General features: G+C 38.0%; 24 protein-coding genes and 1 riboswitch. Of the genes, 21 read left to right on the top strand and 3 right to left on the bottom strand.

Translation table 11 applies throughout. The annotated features are described in order from the left end of the window. Positions 1–64 precede the first annotated feature (64 nt). The 11 genes from FW768_RS09250 (at position 65) to FW768_RS09200 (ending at position 12,191) form a co-directional block, all read left to right on the top strand. Positions 65–967 (top strand): ABC transporter ATP-binding protein, encoded by a 903-nt coding sequence (locus tag FW768_RS09250; RefSeq protein WP_153394743.1) that lies wholly within the window; start codon positions 65–67, stop codon positions 965–967. A 6-nt stretch (positions 968–973) separates the two neighbouring features. After that, the gene (locus FW768_RS09245) at positions 974–3,175 is read left to right on the top strand and encodes a thioredoxin-like domain-containing protein (RefSeq protein WP_153394742.1); all 2,202 of its coding nucleotides are present in this window, start codon (positions 974–976) and stop codon (positions 3,173–3,175) included. A 25-nt stretch (positions 3,176–3,200) separates the two neighbouring features. Continuing rightward, entirely contained in the window at positions 3,201–3,527 is a 327-nt protein-coding gene (gene gldC / locus FW768_RS09240; RefSeq protein ID WP_153394741.1) for a gliding motility protein GldC, read from the top strand. Between the two features lie 114 nt (positions 3,528–3,641). After that, complete coding sequence (locus FW768_RS09235; protein WP_153394740.1) at positions 3,642–4,781, top strand: cystathionine gamma-synthase; 1,140 nt, start codon at positions 3,642–3,644, stop codon at positions 4,779–4,781. Between the two features lie 74 nt (positions 4,782–4,855). After that, on the top strand, positions 4,856–5,314 hold the full coding sequence (locus tag FW768_RS09230; protein ID WP_153394739.1) for a GNAT family N-acetyltransferase: 459 nt from the start codon (positions 4,856–4,858) through the stop codon (positions 5,312–5,314). 75 nt (positions 5,315–5,389) lie between these two features. Continuing rightward, entirely contained in the window at positions 5,390–5,896 is a 507-nt protein-coding gene (locus tag FW768_RS09225) for a DinB family protein (protein ID WP_153394738.1), read from the top strand. Positions 5,897–6,249: 353 nt separating this feature from the next. After that, positions 6,250–6,798, top strand: coding sequence for an L-threonylcarbamoyladenylate synthase (locus FW768_RS09220; RefSeq protein ID WP_153394737.1), 549 nt, complete (start codon positions 6,250–6,252; stop codon positions 6,796–6,798). Between the two features lie 105 nt (positions 6,799–6,903). Further along, a complete protein-coding gene (locus tag FW768_RS09215) occupies positions 6,904–7,248 on the top strand; it encodes a nuclear transport factor 2 family protein (protein ID WP_153394736.1) in 345 nt (114 codons plus the stop codon). A 46-nt stretch (positions 7,249–7,294) separates the two neighbouring features. Further along, entirely contained in the window at positions 7,295–8,716 is a 1,422-nt protein-coding gene (locus FW768_RS09210; protein ID WP_153394735.1) for a CCA tRNA nucleotidyltransferase, read from the top strand. 132 nt (positions 8,717–8,848) lie between these two features. Next, positions 8,849–9,886, top strand: a complete 1,038-nt coding sequence (locus FW768_RS09205; RefSeq protein WP_153394734.1) for a hypothetical protein — start codon at positions 8,849–8,851, stop codon at positions 9,884–9,886. After that, the gene (locus FW768_RS09200) at positions 9,846–12,191 is read left to right on the top strand and encodes a hypothetical protein (RefSeq protein WP_153394733.1); all 2,346 of its coding nucleotides are present in this window, start codon (positions 9,846–9,848) and stop codon (positions 12,189–12,191) included. Before FW768_RS09205 ends, FW768_RS09200 begins: the two co-directional genes overlap by 41 nt. Before the next feature lie 90 nt (positions 12,192–12,281). Here the strand turns inward: FW768_RS09200 and FW768_RS09195 are convergent, their stop codons facing one another. The 3 genes from FW768_RS09195 to cdd form a co-directional block, all read right to left on the bottom strand. Next, a complete protein-coding gene (locus FW768_RS09195) occupies positions 12,282–13,325 on the bottom strand; it encodes a YncE family protein (RefSeq protein WP_153394732.1) in 1,044 nt (347 codons plus the stop codon). Between the two features lie 13 nt (positions 13,326–13,338). After that, positions 13,339–15,180, bottom strand: a complete 1,842-nt coding sequence (locus FW768_RS09190; protein WP_153394731.1) for a TonB-dependent receptor plug domain-containing protein — start codon at positions 15,178–15,180, stop codon at positions 13,339–13,341. A 32-nt stretch (positions 15,181–15,212) separates the two neighbouring features. Further along, positions 15,213–15,388, bottom strand: a riboswitch (cobalamin riboswitch). Positions 15,389–16,056: 668 nt separating this feature from the next. After that, complete coding sequence (gene cdd, locus FW768_RS09185; protein ID WP_153394730.1) at positions 16,057–16,539, bottom strand: cytidine deaminase; 483 nt, start codon at positions 16,537–16,539, stop codon at positions 16,057–16,059. Between the two features lie 103 nt (positions 16,540–16,642). Here cdd and namA point away from each other — a divergent pair, with 103 nt between their 5' ends. From namA to FW768_RS09135, 10 genes are all read left to right on the top strand, one after another. Then, positions 16,643–17,695, top strand: a complete 1,053-nt coding sequence (gene namA / locus FW768_RS09180) for an NADPH dehydrogenase NamA (RefSeq protein ID WP_153394728.1) — start codon at positions 16,643–16,645, stop codon at positions 17,693–17,695. 135 nt (positions 17,696–17,830) lie between these two features. Further along, positions 17,831–18,109, top strand: coding sequence for a DUF2752 domain-containing protein (locus FW768_RS09175; protein WP_153394727.1), 279 nt, complete (start codon positions 17,831–17,833; stop codon positions 18,107–18,109). A gap of 30 nt (positions 18,110–18,139) precedes the next feature. Then, entirely contained in the window at positions 18,140–18,961 is an 822-nt protein-coding gene (locus tag FW768_RS09170) for a tetratricopeptide repeat protein (protein WP_153394725.1), read from the top strand. 172 nt (positions 18,962–19,133) lie between these two features. Next, entirely contained in the window at positions 19,134–19,538 is a 405-nt protein-coding gene (gene tssD, locus FW768_RS09165) for a type VI secretion system tube protein TssD (RefSeq protein ID WP_153394723.1), read from the top strand. Between the two features lie 332 nt (positions 19,539–19,870). Continuing rightward, entirely contained in the window at positions 19,871–21,802 is a 1,932-nt protein-coding gene (locus FW768_RS09160; RefSeq protein WP_153394721.1) for a type VI secretion system Vgr family protein, read from the top strand. Position 21,803: 1 nt separating this feature from the next. Then, positions 21,804–21,974, top strand: coding sequence for a hypothetical protein (locus FW768_RS09155; RefSeq protein ID WP_153394719.1), 171 nt, complete (start codon positions 21,804–21,806; stop codon positions 21,972–21,974). A 12-nt stretch (positions 21,975–21,986) separates the two neighbouring features. Then, positions 21,987–23,447, top strand: coding sequence for a phospholipase effector Tle1 domain-containing protein (locus FW768_RS09150; protein ID WP_153394717.1), 1,461 nt, complete (start codon positions 21,987–21,989; stop codon positions 23,445–23,447). Continuing rightward, positions 23,444–23,725: a hypothetical protein gene (locus tag FW768_RS09145; RefSeq protein WP_153394715.1), complete on the top strand. Its 282-nt coding sequence runs from the start codon at positions 23,444–23,446 to the stop codon at positions 23,723–23,725. Before FW768_RS09150 ends, FW768_RS09145 begins: the two co-directional genes overlap by 4 nt. A 76-nt stretch (positions 23,726–23,801) precedes the next feature. Beyond that, positions 23,802–24,761, top strand: coding sequence for a DUF2931 family protein (locus FW768_RS09140; protein WP_231128662.1), 960 nt, complete (start codon positions 23,802–23,804; stop codon positions 24,759–24,761). 28 nt (positions 24,762–24,789) lie between these two features. Further along, complete coding sequence (locus tag FW768_RS09135; protein ID WP_153394711.1) at positions 24,790–25,830, top strand: LysM peptidoglycan-binding domain-containing protein; 1,041 nt, start codon at positions 24,790–24,792, stop codon at positions 25,828–25,830. The last annotated feature ends 17 nt before the right edge of the window (positions 25,831–25,847 follow it).

Here is a 25,847-nt window from a genome sequence, read left to right as displayed (position 1 = left end):
ACATACTACTTTGTATTGCATAATACCGTTTTAATTGTATTTTTGTTACAAACGAAATACACCCATGGACAACATGATACAGATTCAAAATCTGAGTTTTGAATTCTCTAAAAACAAACCGGTGCTTAAAAATATTAACCTTTCGGTTCCGAAAGGAAGCATTTTTGGCTTTTTAGGAGCCAACGGAGCCGGTAAATCCACCACTATGAAAATGCTGATCGGCAGCATTCCTGATGAAAACGGAGCGATCAGAATCTTTGATCAGAAATTATCAGACCTTTATCCTGATGGATTCAATAAAATAGGGAGTCTGATTGACACGGCAGCCTTTTATGACCATCTTTCGGGATGGGAAAACCTTCTTGTGATCTCCAGATTAAGAGAACTGCCGGAAGCAGAATGTGAAAGAGTTCTACGCCTTGTAGACCTCTGGGACAGCCGGAACATGAAAATGAAACGGTATTCTCTGGGAATGAAACAAAGACTTTCTATCGCCATGACCCTCCTGGGGAAACCCGAACTTCTCATCCTTGATGAACCGGTAAACGGACTTGATCCAAATGGAATGCTGGAAATGCGGGAACTTCTGATCAAACTGAACAGGGAAGAAGGCGTAACCATTTTTATTTCAAGCCACCTGCTTCAGGAAATTGAAAAAATGATCACCCATCTTGCGATTATTTCACATGGCGAAATACGCTTCACAGGCAGCATTAAAGATCTGAATGAACTTTACCGCTACGATCATATCAGAATAGGGCTGAATCATGCATCACAGTTCATCAGTGAAATTCCGGAAAATTATTCACCTCAGAAAATTGATGAAAATACCATAGAAATCACAGCCGGATCAAAAGAAGACATTGCTGCTCTTGTCAGAATGCTGGTGCAGAAAAATGCTGAAATTTTTGAAATTAAAAACAGTGCAGGCCTTGAGGACTGGTTCATGGAAATAACTAAAAACTAATAACAGATGAAAAAATTAATAACCGCGATCAATATCGAATGGCTGAAAACAAAAGGACTGGGACTTACTTATATTGCCATCATCTTAGGAGGTCTGATTCCTTTACTGGGATTCATTCCAGGATTTTTTGAGTCAGAATTTGTGGTGGAAGGAGAGCTTCCGTATTCTGTTTTTGAAGACGCTATCACCGGAGATGCCATTAAATCTTTTACCTTTTTTATATTGCTTGTATTTGTGATCATTGCCGCCAATAGAATTGCCCAGACTGATCATAAAAACAATGGCTGGCAGCTGATGGAAACCCAACCGGTAAGCAGATTTCAGCTTTATTTTGCCAAATATATCGTGTTGATTCTGATGAGTCTCATCTGTATTCTCTCTTATTTTGGTTTCAGCATCATCATGTCAACCATAGATTACTATATTCACCCGAATCCTGCAAAACTGTTGAATCTGGATTGGGTATGGATGATTAAGACTATCATCAGGGTTTTCATAACTGTTTTAGGGATTGCAGCATTACAGCTTTGTGTTTCGGTGGTATTTCCGGGGTTTATCTGGTCGTTTCTGATCGGTTGTCTGGGACTGGCTTCGAACATCGCTTCATTGATACAGAAACAGTCTTTTTTCTTTAATCCTTACAGTTCTTTGTATATCTTCTCAAAATCTGTGGAAGTGAGAGAACTGAACAGTTTTATTTCCTATTCGGAATATCTTAGCCTTTTCTGGATGGTGGTCTTCCTTATATTGGGGTACTTCTGGTACAGCAAGAAAGGATTCAAAAATGCCTTTCTTAGAAATAAAAAACAGATTATTGTTTCATCTGTATTTCTGATTATTACAGGAGGATTTCTGTATGTTTTCCAGAAACCAAGAGCCTATCAAAGGAGTGACAAAGGAGTGGTGATCAATGGAAAACTGCAGACTGATCTGAAGATCGATTCTGTACGTATCTATTCTAAAGATTTCCATAAAAAGATAGGGGCTGCGGCAGTGAAGAATAATACCTTCAGCTGGACTACTTCACAAGAGCTTCCATTAGGCGAATATATTCTGGAAATAGGAAATAAAAAGACCAATATTTTCATGGGCAGCGGAGACTGGTTTGATTTTGATATCAGACTTAACAGTACCAAAATGGTGTCCTACGTTAATTCCAACAGAAAAGCAGATCAGAAGTATCAGAATACAGAGAATTCTTTCGGGTATGAATTTGGATATTCACTGGAAAAGCAGAATTATAATAATGATCCTGAGAAGTTTTATGAACTGGCAGAATCCGACTGGAAGGAAAACAAAAGAATTCTGGATGTTTTTGCAGACCCGGAAAATAATGCCCTTTCGGATGATTATAAAACCTACAGAAAACAGCTGATGGCCATTGAATACCTCAATGAAATCAATAATTACAGAAAAATGACTTCATGGAATGATCCTAAGTTTGCCCCTCCGAAACCTTTCCTTGATGAATTGAATAATAATATTCAGAAGCCAAGCCCGCTTTTAAGCAAAAACGATAATTATCTTCAGTATAAGCTGGATATGATGCTTACCGATGCTGATCAGGCTTCCAATGCGGACAGTATTCTTTTTGTCAAAATAGACCGGCTTCCTGCAGGAATTTCAAAAGATCAGCTTTTATCAAAACATCTTTCAAAAAATATTGAACTTCAGTCTGACAGCCTGGCAAGAAATAAACTTTTTGCTGCTGAGATCAATAAAATACAGAATACGGATTATAAGCACATGCTTTATTCAAAACTTGACGGAATTAACAGGTCGCAGAAAGGCGCCATATTTCCTGATCTTGTTCTTGAAAACGATAAAGGGAAAACCCAGAATCTTTCAAAATATAAAGGAAAGTATGTGGTGATTGATTTTTGGGCTACATGGTGCGGGCCGTGTAAGCAGATCCGTCCGGTGTTTGAAACCAGAAGCCATCAGTACAGATATGCTGATAACATCCAGTTTATTTCCATCAGTCTTGATGAGGATAAATCAAAATGGGTGAATTATCTTAAAACCAAGAAATCCAATAATCCGCAGTTCTGGCTTACCAATGCTGAGAAATTTATGGGTCAGTATAAAATTCAGTCTATTCCAAGGTTTATCATTGTAGATCCGGAAGGAAAGATTTTTAATTTTAATACGCCTTTTCCTGATGAAGATAATTTCGTAGAAATTTTAGATAAGCTAAAGAAGTATTAACTTTGCAGAAAAATTTTAGATTGATATGAGAAAAACTCAGATTACGATAGATGTAGAGCTGGATGAAAACCACATTCCTGAAAATATTACATGGAACGCTCAGGATGGAGGTGTGGAAAAGGAAGAAACTAAGGCTACCATGATCTCTGTATGGGATGATAAAGCAATGGAAGCGTTAAGAATCGATCTTTGGACTAAAGAAATGCCGGTAGACCAGATGAAGATGTTTATTCACCAGATCTTAGTTTCTTTAGGAAATACCTATCAGAGAGCAACTGGTGAAGAAGATGTTGCCCAATGGATAGAGCAGATCGCAGAAGAATTCGCAGTAAAATCAGCTATCAAAATGTAAAACAATTTGAAAACGAGTTAATTTTACGATAGAATAAATTGATTATTTAAAATGCTGATCAGTATCTGCTTTATTTCAAATTAACTCATTTTCAGATTTTCAAATTATATACATATGAACTTTAATACAAAAGTAATTCACGGAGGGCAGCATCATGAGTCTGCTACAGGTTCTGTTAATGTACCTGTATTTTTAACCTCTACATTTGCACAGAAAAGCCCGGGAGTACATTCCGGATACGAATATTCAAGAGCTGCCAACCCTACAAGACAGGCTTTGGAAGACTCTCTGGCAAGCATTGAAAACGGAGCGAGAGGTCTTGCTTTCGGTTCTGGTCTTGCAGCTATTGATTGTGTTCTGAAACTGTTAAACCCCGGTGATGAGGTGATTGCTGTAGACGACCTTTACGGAGGTACTTACAGAATGTTTACCAGACTTTTTGAGAAATACCAACTGAAATTTACGTTTGTGAATTTTGATGATGTTTCTAAAATTGCTGATGTCATTACCGATAAAACAAAACTGATCTGGGTGGAAACACCTACCAATCCGCTGATGAAGCTAGTAGATATTAAAGCGGTTGTTGACATGGCAAAAGGAAAAGACATTCTGGTTGCCGTTGACAATACTTTTGCTACTCCTTACATTCAGAGACCGATTGATTTAGGAGCAGATATCGTCATGCATTCCGCTACAAAATATCTGGGTGGACATTCGGATGTAATCGCCGGAGCACTTATTGCCAAAGATGCTGAACTGGGAGAAAAACTTCACTTCATTCAGTTTGCAAGCGGTGGTATTTTAGGACCTCACGACTCTTATCTGGTTTTAAGAGGAATCAAAACACTGGCATTAAGAATGCAGAGACATTCTGATAACGGACTTGCTGTAGCGAAATATCTGGAAACCCATCCTGCAGTAGATAAAGTAATTTATCCGGGATTGGAATCTCACCCTCAGTATGAACTGGCAAAATCCCAGATGAAAGAATCCGGAGGGATGGTTTCTTTTACATTTAAATCAGGTAAAAAAGAAGATGCCATTAAATTCCTTGAAAAAGTAAGAGTGTTTACACTGGCAGAGTCTTTAGGAGGAGTAGAGTCTCTTGCGAACCACCCTGCTTTGATGACACACGCTTCCATTCCAGCTGAAAAACGTGCAGAATTGGGAATCACAGATGACCTTGTTCGTTTAAGCGTAGGAATTGAAGATGCAGAAGATCTGATTGCAGATTTAGAAAAAGCTTTTTCTTAAAATAGATATCAAAAAAGAGAGGATCAGTTCGCTGAAACTCTCTTTTTGCTATTAAACACCATCACAGAATAAATATGAAAAATACAAGAAAAGCTACCCTTGAAGATCTTGAACAGTTGTCAGCACTATTTGACCAGTACAGGATTTTTTATCATAAAGAATCTGATATTCCTGCCGCTGAAAACTTCCTGAAAGAAAGAATTCAAAACGAAGATTCTGAAATTTTTGTAGTCGGAGATAATGGAATATTAACCGGATTTGTTCAGTTGTATCCTATATTTTCATCGACAAGAATGCAGCGTTACTGGTTGCTGAACGATCTTTATGTAAATGAAAACCATAGAGGGAAAGGCTATTCCAAAGAATTGATAGAAGCCGCCAAAGATCTTTGCAGATCATCAAATGCCTGTGGTATGCTCCTTGAAACCGGAAAGTCAAACGATGTAGGAAACCGGCTTTATCCGTCGTGCGGTTTTGAACGATATGATTCTGTAAATTTCTACGAATGGACCAATACCATGAGGAATAGGTAATGAGTAATAATTGTATGCTTATTAATTTGTAACTCAATTTCAAAACACTTTTTATATAAAAATCAAAAGCAAAATATGACAGATTTTCAAAAATACATTCAACGATATTTAGATCAGATTCCTGCGGGAGACTGGCTGGAAGAATTAAAAAAATCAGGAGAAGAAACCATTGCATTATATTCAGACCTTACTGAAGAGCAATCCCATTTTGCCTATGCCGAAGGAAAATGGTCTTTAAAAGAACTCTTACTGCACTTATCAGATTGCGAAAGAGTATTTCAATACAGAATGTTAGCTTTTGCAAGAGGAGAAAAAGCATCACTTCCGGGTTTTGATGAAGAATTGTATGCCGGTAATTCTTACGCGGATAAAAGAACTCTGGAATCTCTAATGGAAGAATATAAATTGGTAAGGAAATCCTCACAGATCATGATGGAAACCTTCGAACCATCTGTTTTAAACAATACAGGTATTGCCAACGGAAACGAAATTTCCGTAGAAACAATCGGAAAACTGGTTGTCGGACACAACTACCATCACCTGAAGATTATTAAGGAAAGATATTTACCGGGATTGAAATAGAGATTAAAATAAACGGTAAATAATAAATCAATTTGAAACGGGCTGAAGCCCGTTTTATTTTTTTTGAATATCAACAAGAATAATTAAATTAGATTAAAGGATACCACGTAAATATATGCATCCAATAGAATGGCTTTAATTTGTTTTATTTTTAACAGAATAAATGAAATAGGTTAAAACAAATAATAAAAATTAGATTTGTAAAATGACTTCCTTATTCAATAGAAACGGGCTTCAGCCTGCTTAAATAAAAAATAAATAAAAAACACCCATCCAACCAATTTCCCAAATTAAATTTGGCCCGAAACCACCAGATTCTCTACCTTTATCATCAGTTTGAATTTTACAGAATTATGGAACATATTATAGACGTATTAAAATCCGGCGGAACCATTCTTTATCCTACCGATACCATTTGGGGGATTGGCTGTGATGCTACCAATATAGAGGCGGTTAACAAAATTTTTGATATTAAGAAACGGGAGAAAAACAAATCCATGATTATTCTGGTGGAATCCGAAAAGAGGCTTCAGGACCTAGTGGATGTTCCGGAAATGGCCTGGGAAATTATTGACCTGAGTGAAAAGCCGGTAACCATTGTTTATGAAAAGCCAAGGGGACTGCCGAAAGAATTACTCGCGGAGGATGGTAGTATCGGAATCAGGCTGGTAAAAAATGACTTCTGTAAAAAACTGATTACAAAACTGAATAAACCTTTGGTGTCTACTTCGGCTAATTTCAGTGGAGATAAGAGCCCTTTGAAATTTTCAGATATTTCACCGGAGATTATCAGTATGGTGGATTATGCAGTGGAAGAGGATCGTGAGAAAGTTTCAAAATACTCGGGATCTTCTGTCATCAAGATCTGGAGCGATAACAGGATAAAAGTGTTACGCGAATAAACCCGCACAAAACAATAAGAGTTTTAAAGTCTTGCCAATCCGGATTGGCAGGATTTCTTTTTTTAATTCTATCTTTGCAAAACTTCAACTGATAAAAGTTACGCAATGAACCACCAAAAATTTGCTAAAGAATGGATCAGTGCCTGGAATTCTCACGATCTGGATGATATATTGTCTCATTATTCTGAAGACATCGAAATCAGTACACCAATGATTGCTATGGCTACAGGAGGAAAAGAAAGTACACTCAAAGGAAAAGAAGCAGTCCGTGAATACTGGAAAAAGGCACGGGATAAATTTCCGGATCTTCATTTTGAGCTAATACAGCCTACGGCGGGTGTCAATTCAGTAGCATTGTTCTATAAATCTATTATGGATAAACATGCAGTTGAGGTCATGTTTTTTAATGAAGAAGGAAAAATTAACAAAATGTATGCTCATTATGACTAACAGAACGAAAGTTGGGTTAGGACACAGATGATCTATTATATAAACGATGAAAATTAATCTTACTCAAAATAAAAATTTAAAATTATTTAAAATAATTTCTGATGCTGCGGAAAAAAATAACCAGTCGGTGTACATCGTTGGGGGATATGTCCGTGATCTTTTAATGAAAAGAAAAGCATCTACCGATATTGATTTTGTAACAGAGCAGAGCGGTATTGAGCTGGCTCAGACGGTTGCTCAGGATCTGGATCCTAAATTAAAAGTTTCTGTTTTCAAAACCTATGGAACAGCCATGATCAAATACAAGGATCTTGAACTGGAATTTGTAGGAGCCCGGAAAGAAAGCTACACCGAAAACAGCCGCAAACCGGAAGTAGAAGGAGGTACCCTTGAAGATGACCAAAAGAGAAGGGACTTTACCATCAATGCCATGGCGATTTCTTTAAACAAGGATAATTTTGGTGAATTGGTAGATCCTTTTGATGGAATTGGTGATCTGGAAAGAGAAACCTTGAGAACACCTTTGGAACCTGCACAGACTTACTCAGACGATCCTTTAAGAATGATGAGAGCAGTACGTTTTGCTTCCACCCTTAATTTCAAAATTGAAGGAAATTCTTTAGAAGCGATAAAGCAGGAAGCCGAAAGGATCAAAATTGTTTCTATGGAGAGGGTTATGGTGGAATTCAATAAGATCATGATGTCTCAAAAACCGTCTGTAGGATTAAGATTAATGGAGCAGACAGGCCTTTTAAAGCTCATTATTCCCGAACTTATCGAACTGAAAGGAGTGGAAGAAGTTGAGGGGCAGACCCACAAAGACAATTTTTACCACACCCTGGAAGTGGTAGACAATATCTCTGAAAATACGGATAATCTCTGGTTACGCTGGTCGGCACTTCTGCATGATGTAGGAAAAGCGCCCACTAAGAAATTTGTAGAAGGAACAGGCTGGACCTTTCACGGACATGAATTTTTAGGCTCGAAAATGGTGAAAACTCTTTTTCAAAGACTGAAGCTGCCATTAGGAAGTGATATGAAATATGTTCAGAAAATGGTTAAGCTTTCGTCCCGCCCTATTGCATTAATCACGGATGATGCTTCGGATTCTGCATTAAGAAGGCTGTTGTTTGATGCCGGAGAAAATCTGGAAGACCTTTTCACACTTTGCAAAGCTGATATCACCACCAAGAATTCTAAAAAGCAGGAGAGATTCAAGAGAAACTTTGAATATGTAGCAGTTAAGATCAAAGAAGTGGAAGAAAAAGATCAGGTAAGAAACTTCCAGCCGCCGATTACCGGAGAAGAGATTATGAAAATGTTTAATCTTAAACCCGGCCGCGAAATTGGTATTCTTAAAGAAAAAGTAAAAGAAGCTATTCTGGAAGGTGAAATTCTGAACGACAAGGAAGAAGCTGAAAAATTTGTCATCGCTGAAGCTGAAAAACTGGGACTTCAGATCAATTGAAAATAAATTCTTAAAAAATCTTAATTTTTTATCAATTATAGATTGAAATAATACACTGTTGAATTGATTTTGTAATTACATTTGTAAAAACATTTCAATTCAACAGTGTATTATTTTTAAAACAATCTATTGGTGAAAAATATATTCTTATTCCTATCTCTGGTTCTTTTCCTGATTTCTTGTGAAAACAAAGTAGAATCCGTTGAAAAGGCTTTCTACTACTGGAAATCCGATAGCTATTCCCTGTCTGAAAAAGAAAAAGATATTCTGAAAAATCAGGACATCAAAAAACTGTATGTAAAATTCTTTGAGGTAGATTATAGTGAAGCGATGGGAAACTTTCCGGTTTCCAAAACCAGTTATAGTTATTATACCTGCTGCAACGGAGAAAAAGCAGGCTACGAGGTTATTCCGGTAGTCTATATTAAAAATATTGTTTTTCAGAAAAGCAGTGAAAAAGAGCTAGATCAGCTGGCAGATAATGTCAACTATCTTGTCGATAAATATGCGCAGGAAAAAATGGATTCACTACAGGTTTCAGAAATTCAGATTGATTGCGACTGGACAGAATCCACAAAGAATAATTATTTCTATTTCCTGAAAAAGCTTAAGCCTCTCTCTAAAAAACAGATCTCTGCCACCCTTCGTCTTTATCCATACAAATACCCTGATAAAATGGGAGTTCCTCCGGTAGATAAAGTAACGTTAATGTGTTATAATCTTATCAATCCGCTTGAAGACAAATCAAAAAACTCAATCCTTGACCTGAAAGAGCTGGAAAGTTATCTGGACGGTACCCAAAAGTATCCTCTGCATCTGGACATTGCCCTGCCTGTGTATTCATGGATGCAGATTTATCAGAATAACCGTTTTACAGGTATCATATACAACGGAAATCAGCTGAAGAAAAGCCTGAAATCTGTAAAACCGATGTGGTATGAAGTGACTAAAGATACCGCGATGGATTACCAGACTTATCTTAGGATTGGCGACAAAATAAAATATGAAGAAATAACCACAGATAAGATCAATCAGGCTATAGAACTGATTAAAAAGCATGTGAAATTCGATAAGAATATCACGGTAACCCTGTTCCATTTAGACGAAAACCAGTTGAAAAATTACACCGATGAAGAAATTAGCAGTTTTTATAGCCGTTTTGCTAAGTAGCATCATCACGGCCTGCGGGTATTATCCTTACGGTGAGGATTTGCGGTTTTCCTTTTTAAATCCGAAGAACTTTCCTTACCGGAACTATGCTTCATTTTATTATTCGGCGTTAGGTTTTACAGCAGAACCTGAAGTAGGAGCAGACACTCGTGATAACGAAGAATTGTGGAGGAAATACTGCGGAAATAAAGCTTCTCTGGAAGATATAGAAGACGTTCTTAATAATTACAGCTATTCTGATATCCGTCCGGACAGGAAGAATACTTTTCTGAAATACCTTTACATCCAGAAAGATACGGAGGCCCTGAATTATCTGAAGTTCGCAAAAAACTGTGAATATTTCAATACCTGGCAGGATGATCCTTGGGAAAGGAATGATAAAACAGCCAATATCAAGAGAAAAGATCTGATTCAAAAAGCGGTGTCCTTTGCCAAAAGCAGCCGGAATATGGAAATCAGGAAGAGATATGCTTTCCTGGCTGTAAGACTCTCATTTTATCAGGGAGAAATGAAAACCCTTAATCAAATTTACGATCAATATTTCTCTGTAGATAAAACAGATACGGTTATTGATGTCTGGGCTCTTTACTTTAAAGCAGTCTCAGAAGACAATCCGGGATTAAAGAACCTTTATCTAGCAAAAGTGTTTGCGCTGTCTCCTGCAAAACGTTTCGTGGCATGGCAGCTTTTTATTTCCAAACTTTCTCAGGAAGAAACCCTGAAATATGCAAAAAATAATGCTGAAAAATCTGCAGTTCTTCTCATGTATGGGATTTACAATCCGGAAAAAAATCTGGAGAACCTGAAAAAAATGTATGCTGTAGACGCCGGAGCTGAAGGACTGAGTTTTCTGCTTCTAAGAGAAACCAGCAAATTGGAAGACTGGATTTATACCCCTTATTACTCCCTGTTTGAGCCGGCTATAAGACAAAATTACTTTACCAGCGATAATGATCCTGAAAGTCAATCTATACAAAGGATCTTAAAGAGAACTGAAACAGATCGTGAATATGCCGGAAAAGTCCTGGAGTTTATCAACGCTGCAGACCTTTCCAAAGTAGAAAACCCGGAATTCTGGAAATTTGTAAAAGCTGAACTCATGCTTATGACCCGGGATTACTCAGGCAGCCTTAATGAAATTGCGGGACTTGAAAAAATCCTTCCGGTAAACAGTGAAATATGGGGAAATCTGGAACTGATCAAAACCCTTAACCTTTTTGCCTGGCAGGAGCCCGGAAAAGCTATAATCCCTGAAAAAACAAAAAAGATCCTGCTTAGAAATAAGCACAACAAATATTTTATTTTTGCTTTGGGCCGAGAACTGGAATATCTGGGAAATACCGATGATGCCGCCTTTTTATACGTTTCATTGGACACCAGCCATCAGAATGACTATTTTTCTGTTTTCTATAAATCTCTCAAAAATACCAAAAAGACCTTTACAGATTATTATGCAGATTATTTTGATTACTTTGATGCGGTGTATACCTCCGGAGAGTTGAAGAGTTTTCTCAGCAAAGCAGAAACACTCAATAAAAGTGAAGATCCCTTTTACCGGGAATATCATCCTTTAAAACAAACCCAGATGAATGAGCTTTATGATCTGCTGGGAACCAAATACATTAGAGAAAATCAACTTCAGCCTGCCCTCACTGTTTTCCAGAAATTAGGTGAGGATTATTTTGACGGACAGTTTGCGCTCTGGGAAAGAGAAAAAGAAGATAATAAGGAGGCCGGTAAAATATTTGCCAAAAATCCTTTCTATGAACTGAAATACACCCCGGATTTTATTGATAAAAAAGAAAAATTCAGACTTAATAAAATCAGTATTACCAAAAAGCTGATAGAATATATAGGCAAAGCAGAAAATATCAATGAAAAAGACCGTGATTACTATTACTTTTTAATCGCCAACTGCTATTATAATATGTCACAATACGGAAATGCCTGGATGATGACAAGGTACAGCCTGAGTTCATCAGGAAACATTTCCGTTCGTGAAGATAATGAAGAGTTCAATACCGCAAATCTGGCCAAATTTTATTACGGAAAAGCATTGGAACAGGCTAAAACAGAAAAGTTCAAAGCACTCTGCCTGAGGATGCAGGGCCGATGTGAAAACTATAAACTGGATTTTAAACAGGAGGAAGCCGTAGACTATTTTTACGCTCCTGAAGGATATGAAGAGGAAAGACTTCAGAAAAATAAATATTATCAGGATCTGGCCCATAATTATGGTGATTACTATTCCGATATGATAAGCGGTTGTGATTCCTTTGCAGAGTATTTTAAAGCCAGAAGATAAAAAATCCGGCCGCTTCGAAGAAGCGGCCGGAAAAAAAACACAAATGATGAAAAAAAATAAAATTTATAGTAATACCGAAGTATTATTTTCTTAGTTCCAATATAGTGCGTTAGAACCTAACCCACCAGTCAGTGTCTTAATAATTGTTCCTGAAGTAGCAGAGTAAATAACGATTTTACTACCCGCCGTAAACCCGTTGGAGTCAGAAGTGAAAATCTTATCATTGATTACACTGAATCCGTAAAGATCAGAATAAGGATCAACACTGCTGGCAACAGTAAACAATGGTGAAGTAGGAGCTGTGGTAGCTGCCATATCCATGGTATAAACTTTAGTTCCGGAGCTGAAATAAAACTTACCATTTGAGATCTCAAGGTTCTTTGCGTCTGCAATACCTGTTAAAGTGGTAGTCTTCGTTACAGATCCTGTATTGGAGATCTGATAGATATAAGAATCTGTAGTACCTGCAGCAACAGCATAAACGTTTTGGTCGTTGGCAATCATTTTAGTGATATTTCCGTTAGGAAGTTCAATAACATCCTGAACTTCATTCGTGAAAGTATTGATATAAGTGATCTTATTTCCGTATCCGTACGAAGCATTTTGTACAAAAATCTTATTCCCAGCCTCTACAATTCTTTCAGCAGCACCCGCAGTAACAGGGATTTTTTTGATGAAAGCGTGGTCTGATATCCTATAAACACTTACATATTTATCACCTCCGAACTTATCATTGGTTACATAAATACTGTTATTGGCAAAAGCCATATAACGAGGGGCAACAAGTTCTGTGGTAATTTCACCTTTTGCTTTAAAACTCCCCCGGTTAACTATTTGTATTCTGTTGGAGTTATTTAACAAAAGATAAGCGTTGTCACCATTGAAAGTAATGCTCTGAAGAACATCACCAAGCTTTACTCCATTACTGGAAGAGAAAATATTGTCCTTTTGAGTACTAAGGTCTGCACTTAAAAACGTTACTTCTGCTGTAGGAGACTGAAATTTACCTTCATTAGCAATCAGAAAGCCGTTTCCGTAGAATGCTTCAGGCTCATCATTGTCACTGCTACAGGAAGAGATACCCAAAAGCAGGGTAAAAGCAAAAAAGAGGGATAAAAGTTTGTGTAGTTTCATAATATTTTCAGTTTTAAAAATTAATGGTTGCGTAAATACTGTAGTTTCTCTTAGGCATAGGATAATAGTATACCGTCTGGTACACAGTATCGGTAAGATTATTGACTTTAACCCCTAAAGTATATTTTTTCAGGAAGGTTGCGGAAACTCCGGTATTTAGGATGAAATAAGGATCAAGCGATGTTGCTTTACTTTCATCCGTACTCGTGTAGGTAAGACCGTTGAAAAGCCCCTGAACATACACCTTAAGGAAATCATATTGATATTCCGCTGTTCCGTTAGCTTTGTGTAAAGGAACATACATCATCTGTTTCTGGGTTTCTTTATTCACCGATTTAGAATAGGTATATCCTGCATTCAGTCTTAGCCCGTGCTTGCCCCAGTTTTTATGGAATGAAGCCTGTGTTTCCAGACCATAAGATTCAACTTTGTAGGTATTGAAAGCTCCCCAGTATCCGTAAGGAGTCGGAAGCCAGTTGATATAATCCTTAATATCCATATAATAGGGACTCAAGGTAACTTTAAAATTACCAAAGAGGAACTCATGGTTCATATCGAGGTTGATGGAAGTTTCCGGTTTTAAATCACGGTTTCCGCCGGGCTGCCAGTAAAGATCATTAAATGATGGGAATCTGAAGTTTTTGGAAACACTTATCCCGGCATGATACCATTTCAAAGCATTCCATTTTCCTGAAAAGGAATACAGAAGCGGAGAAGAAATATCCTCAATGAAATTCTGCTTTACACCGGCTTCAAAACGGAGATCCTTTGTTGTAAAATACCTGATAATACCTGCTATAGATCCCACATTTCGACTGACCTTATCCAATCCCGATTCATAACCTTCCCCTTTATTGATCTGGAATTCCCCAATCGCATTGATATTGATCTTTGGAGTGATAAAATAATTGAAATCGTTCTTGAATATATAATTTTTTCCTTCGGCTCCGCTCGTTTTCGGACGGGTAATATCCCCGAAATACTGGAAATTATCCTCCGTATAAGAAGCCTTTAAACTATTGGAAAGATTCGTTGTATTAATATCCCAGGAGATAAGACTTCTTAAAGTCTGAGCGTTGTATTTGGTCTTATTTCCGTTAGGTTCAAAAATAGGGTAGTGCTGGGACGCATCGAAGATCTGGTTCTGCCATGAAATGGTCTGATGGTCCGCAATCTTATAGGAAGCCCCAATATTAAAGGCCGTATTGTAATATTTTCCGTTGAGATTATTATAGGGAGAACTTCCTGTTACAAATTCTGGAACCTTATAATCATTTTCACTGATCACATAGCTGCCCGATGCTTTGAAACTGAATTTTTCATTGCTGTAAGAAGCTTTGACAAAATTATTATAAGTCCCGAAAGAAGCAGCCTCCGAATATAAGGAAGCCCCAAATCCTCTGTTGAATTCCAGATTATTATTAAGATGGATACTGCCGCCAATGGCAGAACTTCCATACTGTACACTTCCTCCTCCTGCTTTCACTTCAAGCTGGTCATAGCCATAAAGCGGAATATTATTCACATCCCCTTGTCCTAAAAAAACAGAGTTGATGTTGATTCCGTTCCATACAAAAGCTGTGTGGCCGGCACTCGTTCCCCGAAAAGACGGTGAAGAAACAGCACCACGGCCATTCTCCTTCATATAAATCTGTGACTGGAACCGTAAAAGCTCAGAAAGACTAGTGGAATTCTTCTCAATATCTTTTGGAGTAATCGTATTGACGTGATGAAACAGTTTAACTTTGCTCATCTGGTTGTCAAATACATAAATGGTATCAATGGCCTTCTCCTGTCCTAAAAGAAAGCTGCCATATGACGAACAAAGCAGTAATAAAGATCTTTTTATATCCATACTAATTTCACTTTTCCTCCGAAAGCAATCTGTTTTTAGTTAGTATTCTGGCAGGTCTCCTGACTTTCGCGTTCTGCACCTTCCCGTATAAACAGTGGTTTGTTGCAGAAACTCTCATTGCGATTTACAGTTGCGGGGACAGTTTGGGTTTTTCACCCAATTCCCTATTATTTCCAATATGCTGGAAACCAAAATTTTTGCAAAGATAAGTTTTTAAATGTATTGGACAACAGGACAGAAAGATGAAACGATAAATGGGAAAACAGGCAGAATTCTATCAGATCCCATAGATTACGTAAATTTTTTGTTGGTTTGATATAATATCGTAATAAATTTAATTATTATCGTGTTTTAAGGTGTAAGAAAATCAAATATTTTCATCCGTTTTACAATCAAATATTTTAAGAGCTAACACAGCCGAAGGCTAATCCACCACTTCATCGAGTCAACGGAGTTGATTCCATCCTTAGCTCCCTAAAATCAAAAGGATCCAGAATAAGGCTTTGCGTGACAAAAAAATATCAAAAGAAGTAATACAAATTAGATTTCCCACAGATTGCACAGATTTTCCAGAAAAAGATCTGCGTCATCTGTGAGATTTGTGGGAACAATATGTATGAAGGTTTTGAAAAGCGATACTTTAAAAATCTGCAAAACCAGATGATCTACGAGCGTGAAATTTTCTCGGATTGATCAGGTTTTTCACCAAGAATTTAAATGAATTTCTATAGGTAAAGCTTTAAACTTTCATATGAAAGCGGTAAAATCTTTTGTGGTTAAAAAAGTTTTATTGCCACAGATACAGATACTTTATTAGTGAATTCGTGGCAAAAAACAACAGATCTTCCATCCAGATTTTGAAATTCTTATCAGCTTTTACAAAAACGATGAATCAAAATAAAACGGAAGCAAATCTTTAATCGCATGTACTTTAAAAACTTCCTCGTTCATACTTGAAAAATAAAGTTCTATATTTTCGTTCTGTTTGGTTTCAAATTCTATTAAACTCTGACGGCAGGCTCCACATGGTGGGATCGGAGGATTTTTCTCATGAAATTCCTTAGGTCCGCCCACTACAAAAATCTTTTCTATTTTAACATCCGGAAAATTGGCGGCTACCCAGAAAAGTGCTGTTCTTTCTGCACACAATCCTGATGGGAAGGCTGCATTTTCCTGGTTGTTACCCGAATAGATTTCTCCGTTTTCAAGAAGTACGGAACAGCCTACCAGAAACTGGGAGTAAGGTGCGTAGGCATTTTCGCGGGCCTGCTTGGCTCTTTCGAATAATTTTTTTTCAATATCGCTCAGTTCGCTGCTGTTTTTAAAATACTCGTAACTGATCTGTAGGTCTTTTTTCATATATTGTACGACTAAAAAAGGGGGGCTAAAATTAGTTCTTTTTAATCAGGTGGGCAATATTTTTTGCTCATTAGATCATTAACCTGAAATTCAAAAGATTAAAATGCTTTATACACCAATAAAATTCAGAAACGTTGAAGTAAAAAACCGTTGGGTGATGTCACCAATGTGCATGTATTCCTGTGAAAACGGACTGGCCAATGACTTTCATTTTGTACATTACGGAAGCAGGGCGCAGGGCGGAACAGGACTGCTCATGGTAGAAGCTACCGGAGTAGAGCCACAGGGAAGGATCACCAATAAATGTATAGGAATATGGAATGATGAACAGGTAGACCAGCTTAAAAAGATCGTTGATTTTGTTCATACCCATTCAGAAAGTAAAATAGGAATCCAGCTGGCCCATGCAGGAAGAAAAGGTTCAACATGGAATAATCAGCAGATTTCTCTTGAAGAAGGTTGGGAAACGCTGGCTCCGAGCCCGATTCCTTATCATCCTTCAGAAAGAATTCCTCATGTTCTGACTACTGATGAGGTTAAACAGCAGGTACAGAATTTTAAAGAGGCTGCCAAAAGAGCGGTAAAAGCAGGTTTTGATATCATAGAAATCCATGGAGCGCATGGATATCTGATCCATCAGTTTCTGTCACCGCTTTCCAATATAAGAACAGATGAATATGGCGGAAGTTTTGAAAACAGAATCCGGTTTTTAGTAGACATCGTAGACGCTGTGAATGAAGAACTGGGCGCAAATACGGCTCTTTTTGTCAGGATTTCCGGAACCGAATACGCAGAAAATGGCTGGAATATTGAAGACAGCGTTCAATTGGCTAAAGTGTTAAAAGAACATTCTGTTGATCTTGTTGATGTTTCCAGCGGAGGAAATATCCATGGAGCGAAAATCTCTGTTTTTAACGGGTATCAGGTTCCGTTTTCTTCCCAGGTAAGAAATGAAGCTGAAGTAAAAACTGGTGCTGTCGGATTAATTACCACACCGGATCAGGCTGAAGAAATTCTTCAGAAAGGAGAAGCAGACCTCATATTTGTAGCCAGGGAGATCTTGAGGAACCCTTACATCGCAGTACAGGGAGCTTTTGAAATGAAAGAAGAATGTTTTTTTCCGCATCAATATTCCAGAGCAAAAATTTCTTCCTGATAGGAGATGAAAAACCGATGGAAAACTTTTCAACAGAAGCTCGGTATATATTAAAATCAGCAGATCAGCGAGAGATTTTTTACGCTCGCTGATTGGGCAGATTACGCAGATTTTTTTAATTACTATGGAAATGATATGAACATAGAAGACTTTATGCTGACCTGTCCCATCAAAAAATATCTGGGGTTTGAATGTTTGGGCTGTGGGGCCCAGAGAGCAGCCGCATTGGTATTTCAGGGAGAATTTTCTGAAGCTTTTCACACCTATCCAGCAATATATACTTTGCTGATGTTCTTTTTTACGCTAGGTCTGAGTTTTATTGACCGGAAAAGAAAATACGGTACCACCTTAATGAGCATGGCAGCCGTTAATCTGGTTATTATCATTGCTGCGTATGTTTATAAGCATCATTAATTGTATTGCTGAGGTTTTAATTACATCATTATGAAAATTCTTCTTGTATTAATTCTGTTTCCGGCATTATTATTTTCACAAATCGGGAACATGATGAAAGGGTTGGATGATACCCAAAAGAAAATAGTTTTGAATCTGATAAAAGAAGATGCTAAGGTGGCTTTGTTTTCTGTTCAGCATCAACTGTATCTGGATTCTATTCTCGTTTTTCTGCCCAAAGAAGCCTTTTTATGGCAGCAGAAAGCAATGCCTCTATTCAAACAGAGAAAATATGAACTGGGAATGACCTATCTGGATAAAGCTGTTGAGTTGGATACAACAAACCATTATAGAGAATACAGGGCATTTATAAAATGTATATTCCAAAAAAGTTACTTGGAAGCTTTACATGAATTTGAAGAACTGTCTAAAGTCAATCAGGACGGTGTTGTTATGGATCATACCTATTCCTTTTGGATGGCTTTATGCTGTCTGCAGCTCAATAAATTCGGCTTATCTAAACAATATATGGAAAAGGGAGCTGCTTTCGGAAAAAAGCATAATATTGTAAATCCCTATGAAATGTTTTATCTGGGAATTATAGAATATGAGACCGGAAACTATTCAAAAGCAATAGAATATCTCAATGCGTCACTATTGCATTACAAAAATTTTGCAGATGCTAAATATTATAAAGCATTGGCATTGGCTAAAATGAATAAACAAGAAGAAGCGGAAAAATTATTTAGGGAGTCAGAGAAAAATTTTAAAGAAGGATATTCTTTCAATGAAGGAAACTCTTTGTATGAAATGTTCCCTTATCAGGTCTCAGAGGTTACTTATGAATATACTGAGGCATTTTTTAGTAAATAGCCGGGTCTTCATCTTTCGGTTTTTCCAGCCAAAACCAAGGGAAAAATCGTAGAATTACTACAATTTACGAAACTCTCACTTAAAAACTTTTCAGATTAGAACCTGAATTTTATCTTTGCTTCCGAATCTGATGAATACAGCATCATCAGGAGAAAGATAAAAATTTAAGAATATGGCAGGAAATTCAAGAGGAATCTTAAAATTCAATGGTGGCGAGGGTCAAAAATTGTTAAAACTAAACTACAGTGTATCAAGATCTACGGATGTTTCAGGCCGTGTAGCTTCTGATCCGTCTAATGCTCTTATTAAAGTAACGATAGAGGCAACAGAAAAATCTGATATTCTGGAAAGTTTGCTGAACAGCAAATACAAACCTACAAACGGAGAAATTACATTCAATAAATCTCATGAAGAAGGAACACTGATCTCATTGAAGTGGGAAAACGGATATGTGATCCAGCATGAAGTAGATTTTGATGCACTGGACAGCAATAATATGCTGATCAACTTTATCGTAAGTGCAGAAAGCATTATTTACGGTAGTGCATATTATGAAGGATTCTGGCCTTTAAGCTAGTCCTGAGTATCCCAAAATATAAAGAGACTGTCCCTGAAAAGACGGTCTTTTTTCCCCTGATACAAAGATCTCTTTTATGGTATTTTAGGAAATCATGTCCAAAGCTGGGTAAGCAGAATGCTACAGGAATCTATATTTAAGAAATAGACGGAACCGTTTTGTTCGTATTAAAAATACCATGTTATTATTAATTCTCATTTATCTTTGAGATTAATGATAAAAAAAATTAGCCCTTTTTTCGGGTTTGGTCCGTTTTATGGACTTGCAGGAATTCCAGTATAATTGAAAAATTATCAAATTAAAAAAAACAAATCACCGATAGAAAACAAAATATGTCAATTACACCTGAAAAATCAAGAGGATCATCATTCCGTCCCGCTCAAAATGCAGACGGAGTATCCGAAAATCATCATATAGGTATTAATCGTCTGGTAAAGCTTTCTCTTGTGATAGAAGGTAAGATCATTAAATATTACAAGCATTTTAAGCTTAAACAAAGCACCAGACGCCATCACGAATTTACCCTTACACTAGCCCACGATACTTTGGGAGACCGGCAGACCCATTCTCTGGAAGATGCCAATAAATTCCTTGGAAAACGCCTTACAGCGGTTATTTCCTATAAAGATATAGACAACAGTCCTGAAAGAACCTTTGTAGGTGTAATTACCGGAGTAGGATTCAGCCAGGAAAAAATGAGCCTCGGAAATATCGTACTTACAGGATACAGTCCGACTGTTTTGTTAGACGGTGCTCCCCATATTCAGAGTTTCGGAGGAAGCCAGCCTGTGAATATGGGAATTATTGCTGAAGAAATCATCAGGCAGGGGATTGATAAAAGCCGTTTTGACATCAGAATAGAGGCTAACAATTTCTCTCAGATCATTTATAGCAGCCAGTACGATGAAACCCATTATAATTACTTGGCAAGAATGGCAGAAGCCTATGGCGAACAGTTTTATTATGACGGAGAAGTTCTTCATTTTGGGAAACTTCCGCCTCAGAATAAGCCGATCATGCTGACCTATGGAAGCAATGCCAATGATATTAAAGTAGATCTGAAAGCAGTACACACCAAACCTCAGTTCTACGGCTATAACAGTAACAGAGATGAAAAGCTTACCTCCGGTGCAACACCTGTACAGCATGTGGGCGACCTGGCAAAGACTGCCTATGAACACAACAACAGCATTTATAAAACACCGGCACTTAGGGTGGCTCCAATCAAAGCGAGCACTCATCTCGATGTTGAATACTCTCAGAAAAGTGCCTCAGGAAGTGAAGCTGTAAACGTTTTTTCCATATCAGGAAATACCACAGTGCCTTTCCTGCACCCAGGCTGTGTGGCTGATGTACAGATGCGGAAGCCTGATTCCAATGAAACATCCTATTTTACAAGAATCATGATCACAGAATCTGAACATGAAATTGATACCATAGGACATTACCACGGAAGTTTTTCAGGAATTGCAGCCGATACAGGATTCCTTCCAAGACCTGAATTTAATACTCCAAAAGCAGAACCACAGACGGCTGTTGTCATCTCCAATACCGACCCTGAAGGACAGGGAAGAATACAGGTGAGATTTGACTGGCAGACGAATGATACCACCCATTTTATCAGAATGATGAGCCCTGATGCAGGAGGAACCGATCAGATTACCCAGAACAGAGGCTATGTTGCCATTCCGGAAGTGGGAGATCAGGTGATGGTGAATTTCGTTCACAGCCATCCGGACAGGCCGTTCGTGATGGGAGGAATGTTCCACGGTGGTATAGGCTTAGGAGGCGGAATCAATAACCACCTGAAATCGATACAGACCAGAAGCGGAATCAGAATTCTGATGAATGATGAAGAAGGAAGTGTAAAGATCCTGGATCCCAGCGGAAATACCTTCTTTATGGACGGACAGGGAAACATCAGCGTAAAAGCTCCTAAAAATTTTACTCTGAATGCCGGAGAAAATGTAAGCATCACAGCAGGAAAAGAAATTTCAATTGATGCTGGCGCAAGCATTACCAGCACAGCCAATGAAAATATCCGCTCTACGGCAGGAAAAGATATAGAACAGACTGCTTCAGGCGATATCAGGGAATCTTCAGATACAAGGACAGAACTTGTAGAAAAAGAATTCAAGAGAGAATCCGAGACTTCCAATGAGATAGCAGGTGAAATATCCATGTTCAGCGAGCTTGAAAATATGACCATGCAGAGTGGGAAGATCGTAGAATTCAACAGCGCTGAAAAATCAAAACTTTTCTGATATGGCGATCATCAAAACAGCAACCAACATCAAGGTAACCGTTAAAGATACCTATCATCTGAATGTTGGAAAAAAGGTTGAAAAAATTGCAAAAAAAATTAATGTAGAGGCACGAAAAGCAAACCTTGTTCTGGCAAGCAACAAGAAAATCATGTCTCATGGAAACAAATAAATTACAGAATCTATGTCGAATGTAGTTTTTGGAAATTACGAACCTTCACCACCGGGAAAAGGGCAGATTGATATCCGCATCGGGATTTTTTTTGATGGTACCCAGAATAACCGGACCAATACAAGAGCTGGAGGAAATGAACCAGGCCATACACCTACAGCCAGCGAAAAAGAAGTCTATAAAAAACAGTCTAATAAAGAAGATGACAGCTACACCAATGATCTGTCTAATGTAGCCAGAAAAGAAACCTGCTATAAAGAAGACCGGAAAAACAATGTTGCCAAGATTTATATCGAAGGAATCGGAACAGAGGACCTGGGATCAGACAGTGATAAAAAACTGAACCATAAAGGAGTCGCTTATGGCGCCGGAAGTACAGGGATCAGGGCAAAAGTTGAAAAAGGATGCCGGAGAGTTGCTGAAAAGGTCAATGAGCTGAAGAGCAGATATGAAGTAAACACCATTACTCTTGATGTGTTCGGTTTCAGCAGAGGAGCCGCCGCAGCAAGAAACTTCGTATTTGAAGTAACGCAGACTAAACCCAAAAACGGAATCCTTGGAAACCTTCTCGATAGAAGCCAAATAGAATATAACGCTATAATAATAAGATTTTTAGGGATTTATGATACTGTTTCGTCCTATGATCCCAATGCAAAAGAAACAACCATAGATCCGGATTTTACCAATGACGTGGGAGAACTGAACCTGAACACGCTTAAAGCCAGAAAGATTATTCATCTGGCAGCATCGGACGAGCACAGAGAAAACTTTATGCTTACCAGAACACAGCTGGCTGGAGGAACAGATTACTATCTGCCGGGGGTACACTCTGATATCGGAGGCTGCTATACCCATGAAATGAGGGAGGAAAGGCAGATCATGGATTTTGACAATACTCCGGGAGACGGATTGGACAATGATAAATACAAAAAGATCCTGAATAATGATCTGAATAATCTTATTGCACAGGGATGGTTTAAAAAAGAGGAGGTGACACGCCCTAACTACTGGCTTGAAACCTATATCACCAGAGAAAAGATCAGCAACCGGTACAGCTTTATTCCACTGCACATCATGTGTGAGCTGGTGAATAAAAATTATGCGGATACCATTGATCTTGTTAATCTCAGCATTAATTATAAAATTCCTGACGGGAAAGAAGATCCTTATTATCCTCTTGATCTGACCAAAGTGAAACAAAGACTGGATGAATATATCAATGGAACTGCTCCACAAATGGTTTACTATACCAACAGTCAGATTGAAGATATGAGGAAACAGTTAGCCCTGAAGAAGATCAGTGTGGCAAATTTCAACAGGATTGTTGCAGATCATAACATACTGATGGATCTTAGGAACAGGTATCTGCACTGGAATTCAAAATTCGGAGCTGTTGGATACAAACCCAATTATACACTGGATAAAAATAAGCTGCAGGTAAGACGGTGGCGTAGAATGGCTCCCCACTCATGAAAACACCTATAAAACATATCGCTTTCAGACTTATCCTTTTGCTGATCCCTTATCTGGCATTCTATTTCATGTTTGCCGAAAGCGGATTTAAAGGACAGACTTATGACATAGACGAAATTCCGTTGTATGTCTTTTTTGCCGTATGGGTTTACATTTTTCTGGAAACCTTTTTCTGGCTGTATAAAAAGAACAGAGCTAAAGTAATAAGTAATATTGTGATATTGCTGTTTATGTTGGCTTTATATTTTATATTACCTCATCGAAATTATTTTAACTGAACCAACAATGAACGTGAAAACAGGTATTATTAGTTTATTGATTTTTATAAGTTCATTCATTTCATGCCAAAATAAAATGGAAAAATATCAATGGCTTCCTACGGAAAGCTCACCTTTACTATACCCGATGAACATTTATCAGGGCCATCTTTTTCTTGAAGACGGAAACAACGTATACATTCCCTGTTCCGGAGTGTCACATACAGGTTGGGGCTACAGTGGATCTCTTCATACCCAGGGAGAAGACCTTAAAGCAGTTCCGGTGAGACTGGAAGTAACCTGGGCATCATTTCTGGAAAATAAATTTTATAAAGGAAACTGGGACCTTCCCGTAGACAAGATTAAAAAACTCTTTAAAGAAGGTACAGTCAACTGGAGAACCAATGAGAAAGAAAGTTATTCATCCGTTGTGGTTGGGCTGGCTCCGGGAGGCGTGGCTGTTGTATGGCTGTACGGAAACGATCAGCAGGTAGAAATAGGCAGATTCCAGGCGAAAGAAACTACTGTTGCCATGAAAGATTACGTTCCGGGAAATCCTACCATTTCACAGGAGGAATATTTTAATGTGAGCAGTTCTGTACCCGAAGCGTATGAAAATATGAAAGCCAAAGGCATCCCTTTCGGAATCTGGGATACGTACAGGAAAAAATACAACTGGAAAACAAAAACAGAGATTCCGGGACATGTTCTGAAAAATGTGACCATGGAAATGTATAACGGGGAAGAAGAAACATTGTTCAATCAGTCCGTTATTGAAAATCCTATTAAAGAAAGAGCCGTTCCCCGCCTTATTTCTTACCAGTTTGAAGCTAAAGACGGGACGCAAACTGTTTTTGAAGTCAAATATTTTGATGAAGATGAAATTTTCTCTCTGTTTAAAAATGCAGATGAAAATCAGCCCATTGAAATTATCCTTAAAATGAATGAAGATTTGAATGACAGAAAGCTGGTGTTCAGGCAGAATGGTAAAGATATCCAGATCAGGAAGATTGATATGGAGAATATGTGGAAGACTAAAAAATATGAACCAAAATAAAAGAATACCCGTCTGATTCAGGGAATTTATGCAGAAGTTTAACAGACATACCATTCAGAAAAATGAAACCTTACAGAGTATCGCGTCGCTTTACGGCATGGATGCAGATGCTTTGAAGCTGTTTCACAACAATCAGTGTGAGGTAAAAGATATGATCCTGATCGGGCTTACCAGTCAGAAAGAACTTTTCCTTCCCAGAACAGCCGTTGCTGATAAAAACAGCCTTGTGAAGTTTGGTCCGGGAAATACACTCTTATTTCAGCCTGAGCATTCATTCCAGAGATATGCAGCTGCCATTACCATTGATAACGGCAGCCGTAGAAGTGAATTAAAATATGAAACTTCTGTACGATGGCTGAAAACTGAGAACAAGCTGCATTTTTTTGAAATTGACAGAACTTCCGCTCTGTATCTGAATGAAGAAGAAGTGAATGAAATTGCAGACCTGCTGGCTTATAAAACATCCAAAGTGCTTTATCCGCTGCAAATCAGTACAGACAGACAGGGAAAATTCAATGCAGTGGAAAACCTCTCCGTATTCAAAGAAAGATGGCCCGCCGTGAAAGAAGAGGTATACCAATTATTTGAAGGAGAAACAGTAGACCAGTATTGTCAAAAGATAGAATATATTGTTGATGAACCTGATGCCATCGGCTTGTATCTGAAAAATGATTATTTCCTGAGAACTTTATTCTTCGGGATCTATCAGCGCTTCGGAGAAGAATATGAAACAGAAATAACAGAAACGTTTCCGGTAGTTGATAATGTGATGGAACCTGTTTTCGGAATAAAGCTTGAAACAGATCCTCTGAAAGACGAATATGATCTCATCCAGATAAAAGGAGGAGGGATTTTGAATGATGAACGGTCTGTCAATGATTTTATAGCCGGAACACCATTTTCATTAATCATTGATGACGAGGGAGAAATGAATCATGACGGAAGTATCACACTCCATTATTTCCTGAACGGAAAGACAACACTGGCAGAATCCATTTACCTGGAATGTGATATAAAACTTGAACAGGAAAAGAAAATAGCCGTAGAAATAGCCGCCATAACAGAATAAAAAATAAACAAAATAAT

The sequence above is a fragment of the Chryseobacterium vaccae genome (genome assembly GCF_009602705.1).
Classification (GTDB): Bacteria; Bacteroidota; Bacteroidia; order Flavobacteriales; family Weeksellaceae; genus Chryseobacterium; species Chryseobacterium vaccae.
The sequence above is the reverse complement of the archived record's forward strand: the minus strand, read 5'-3'. Positions and strand labels throughout refer to the sequence as shown.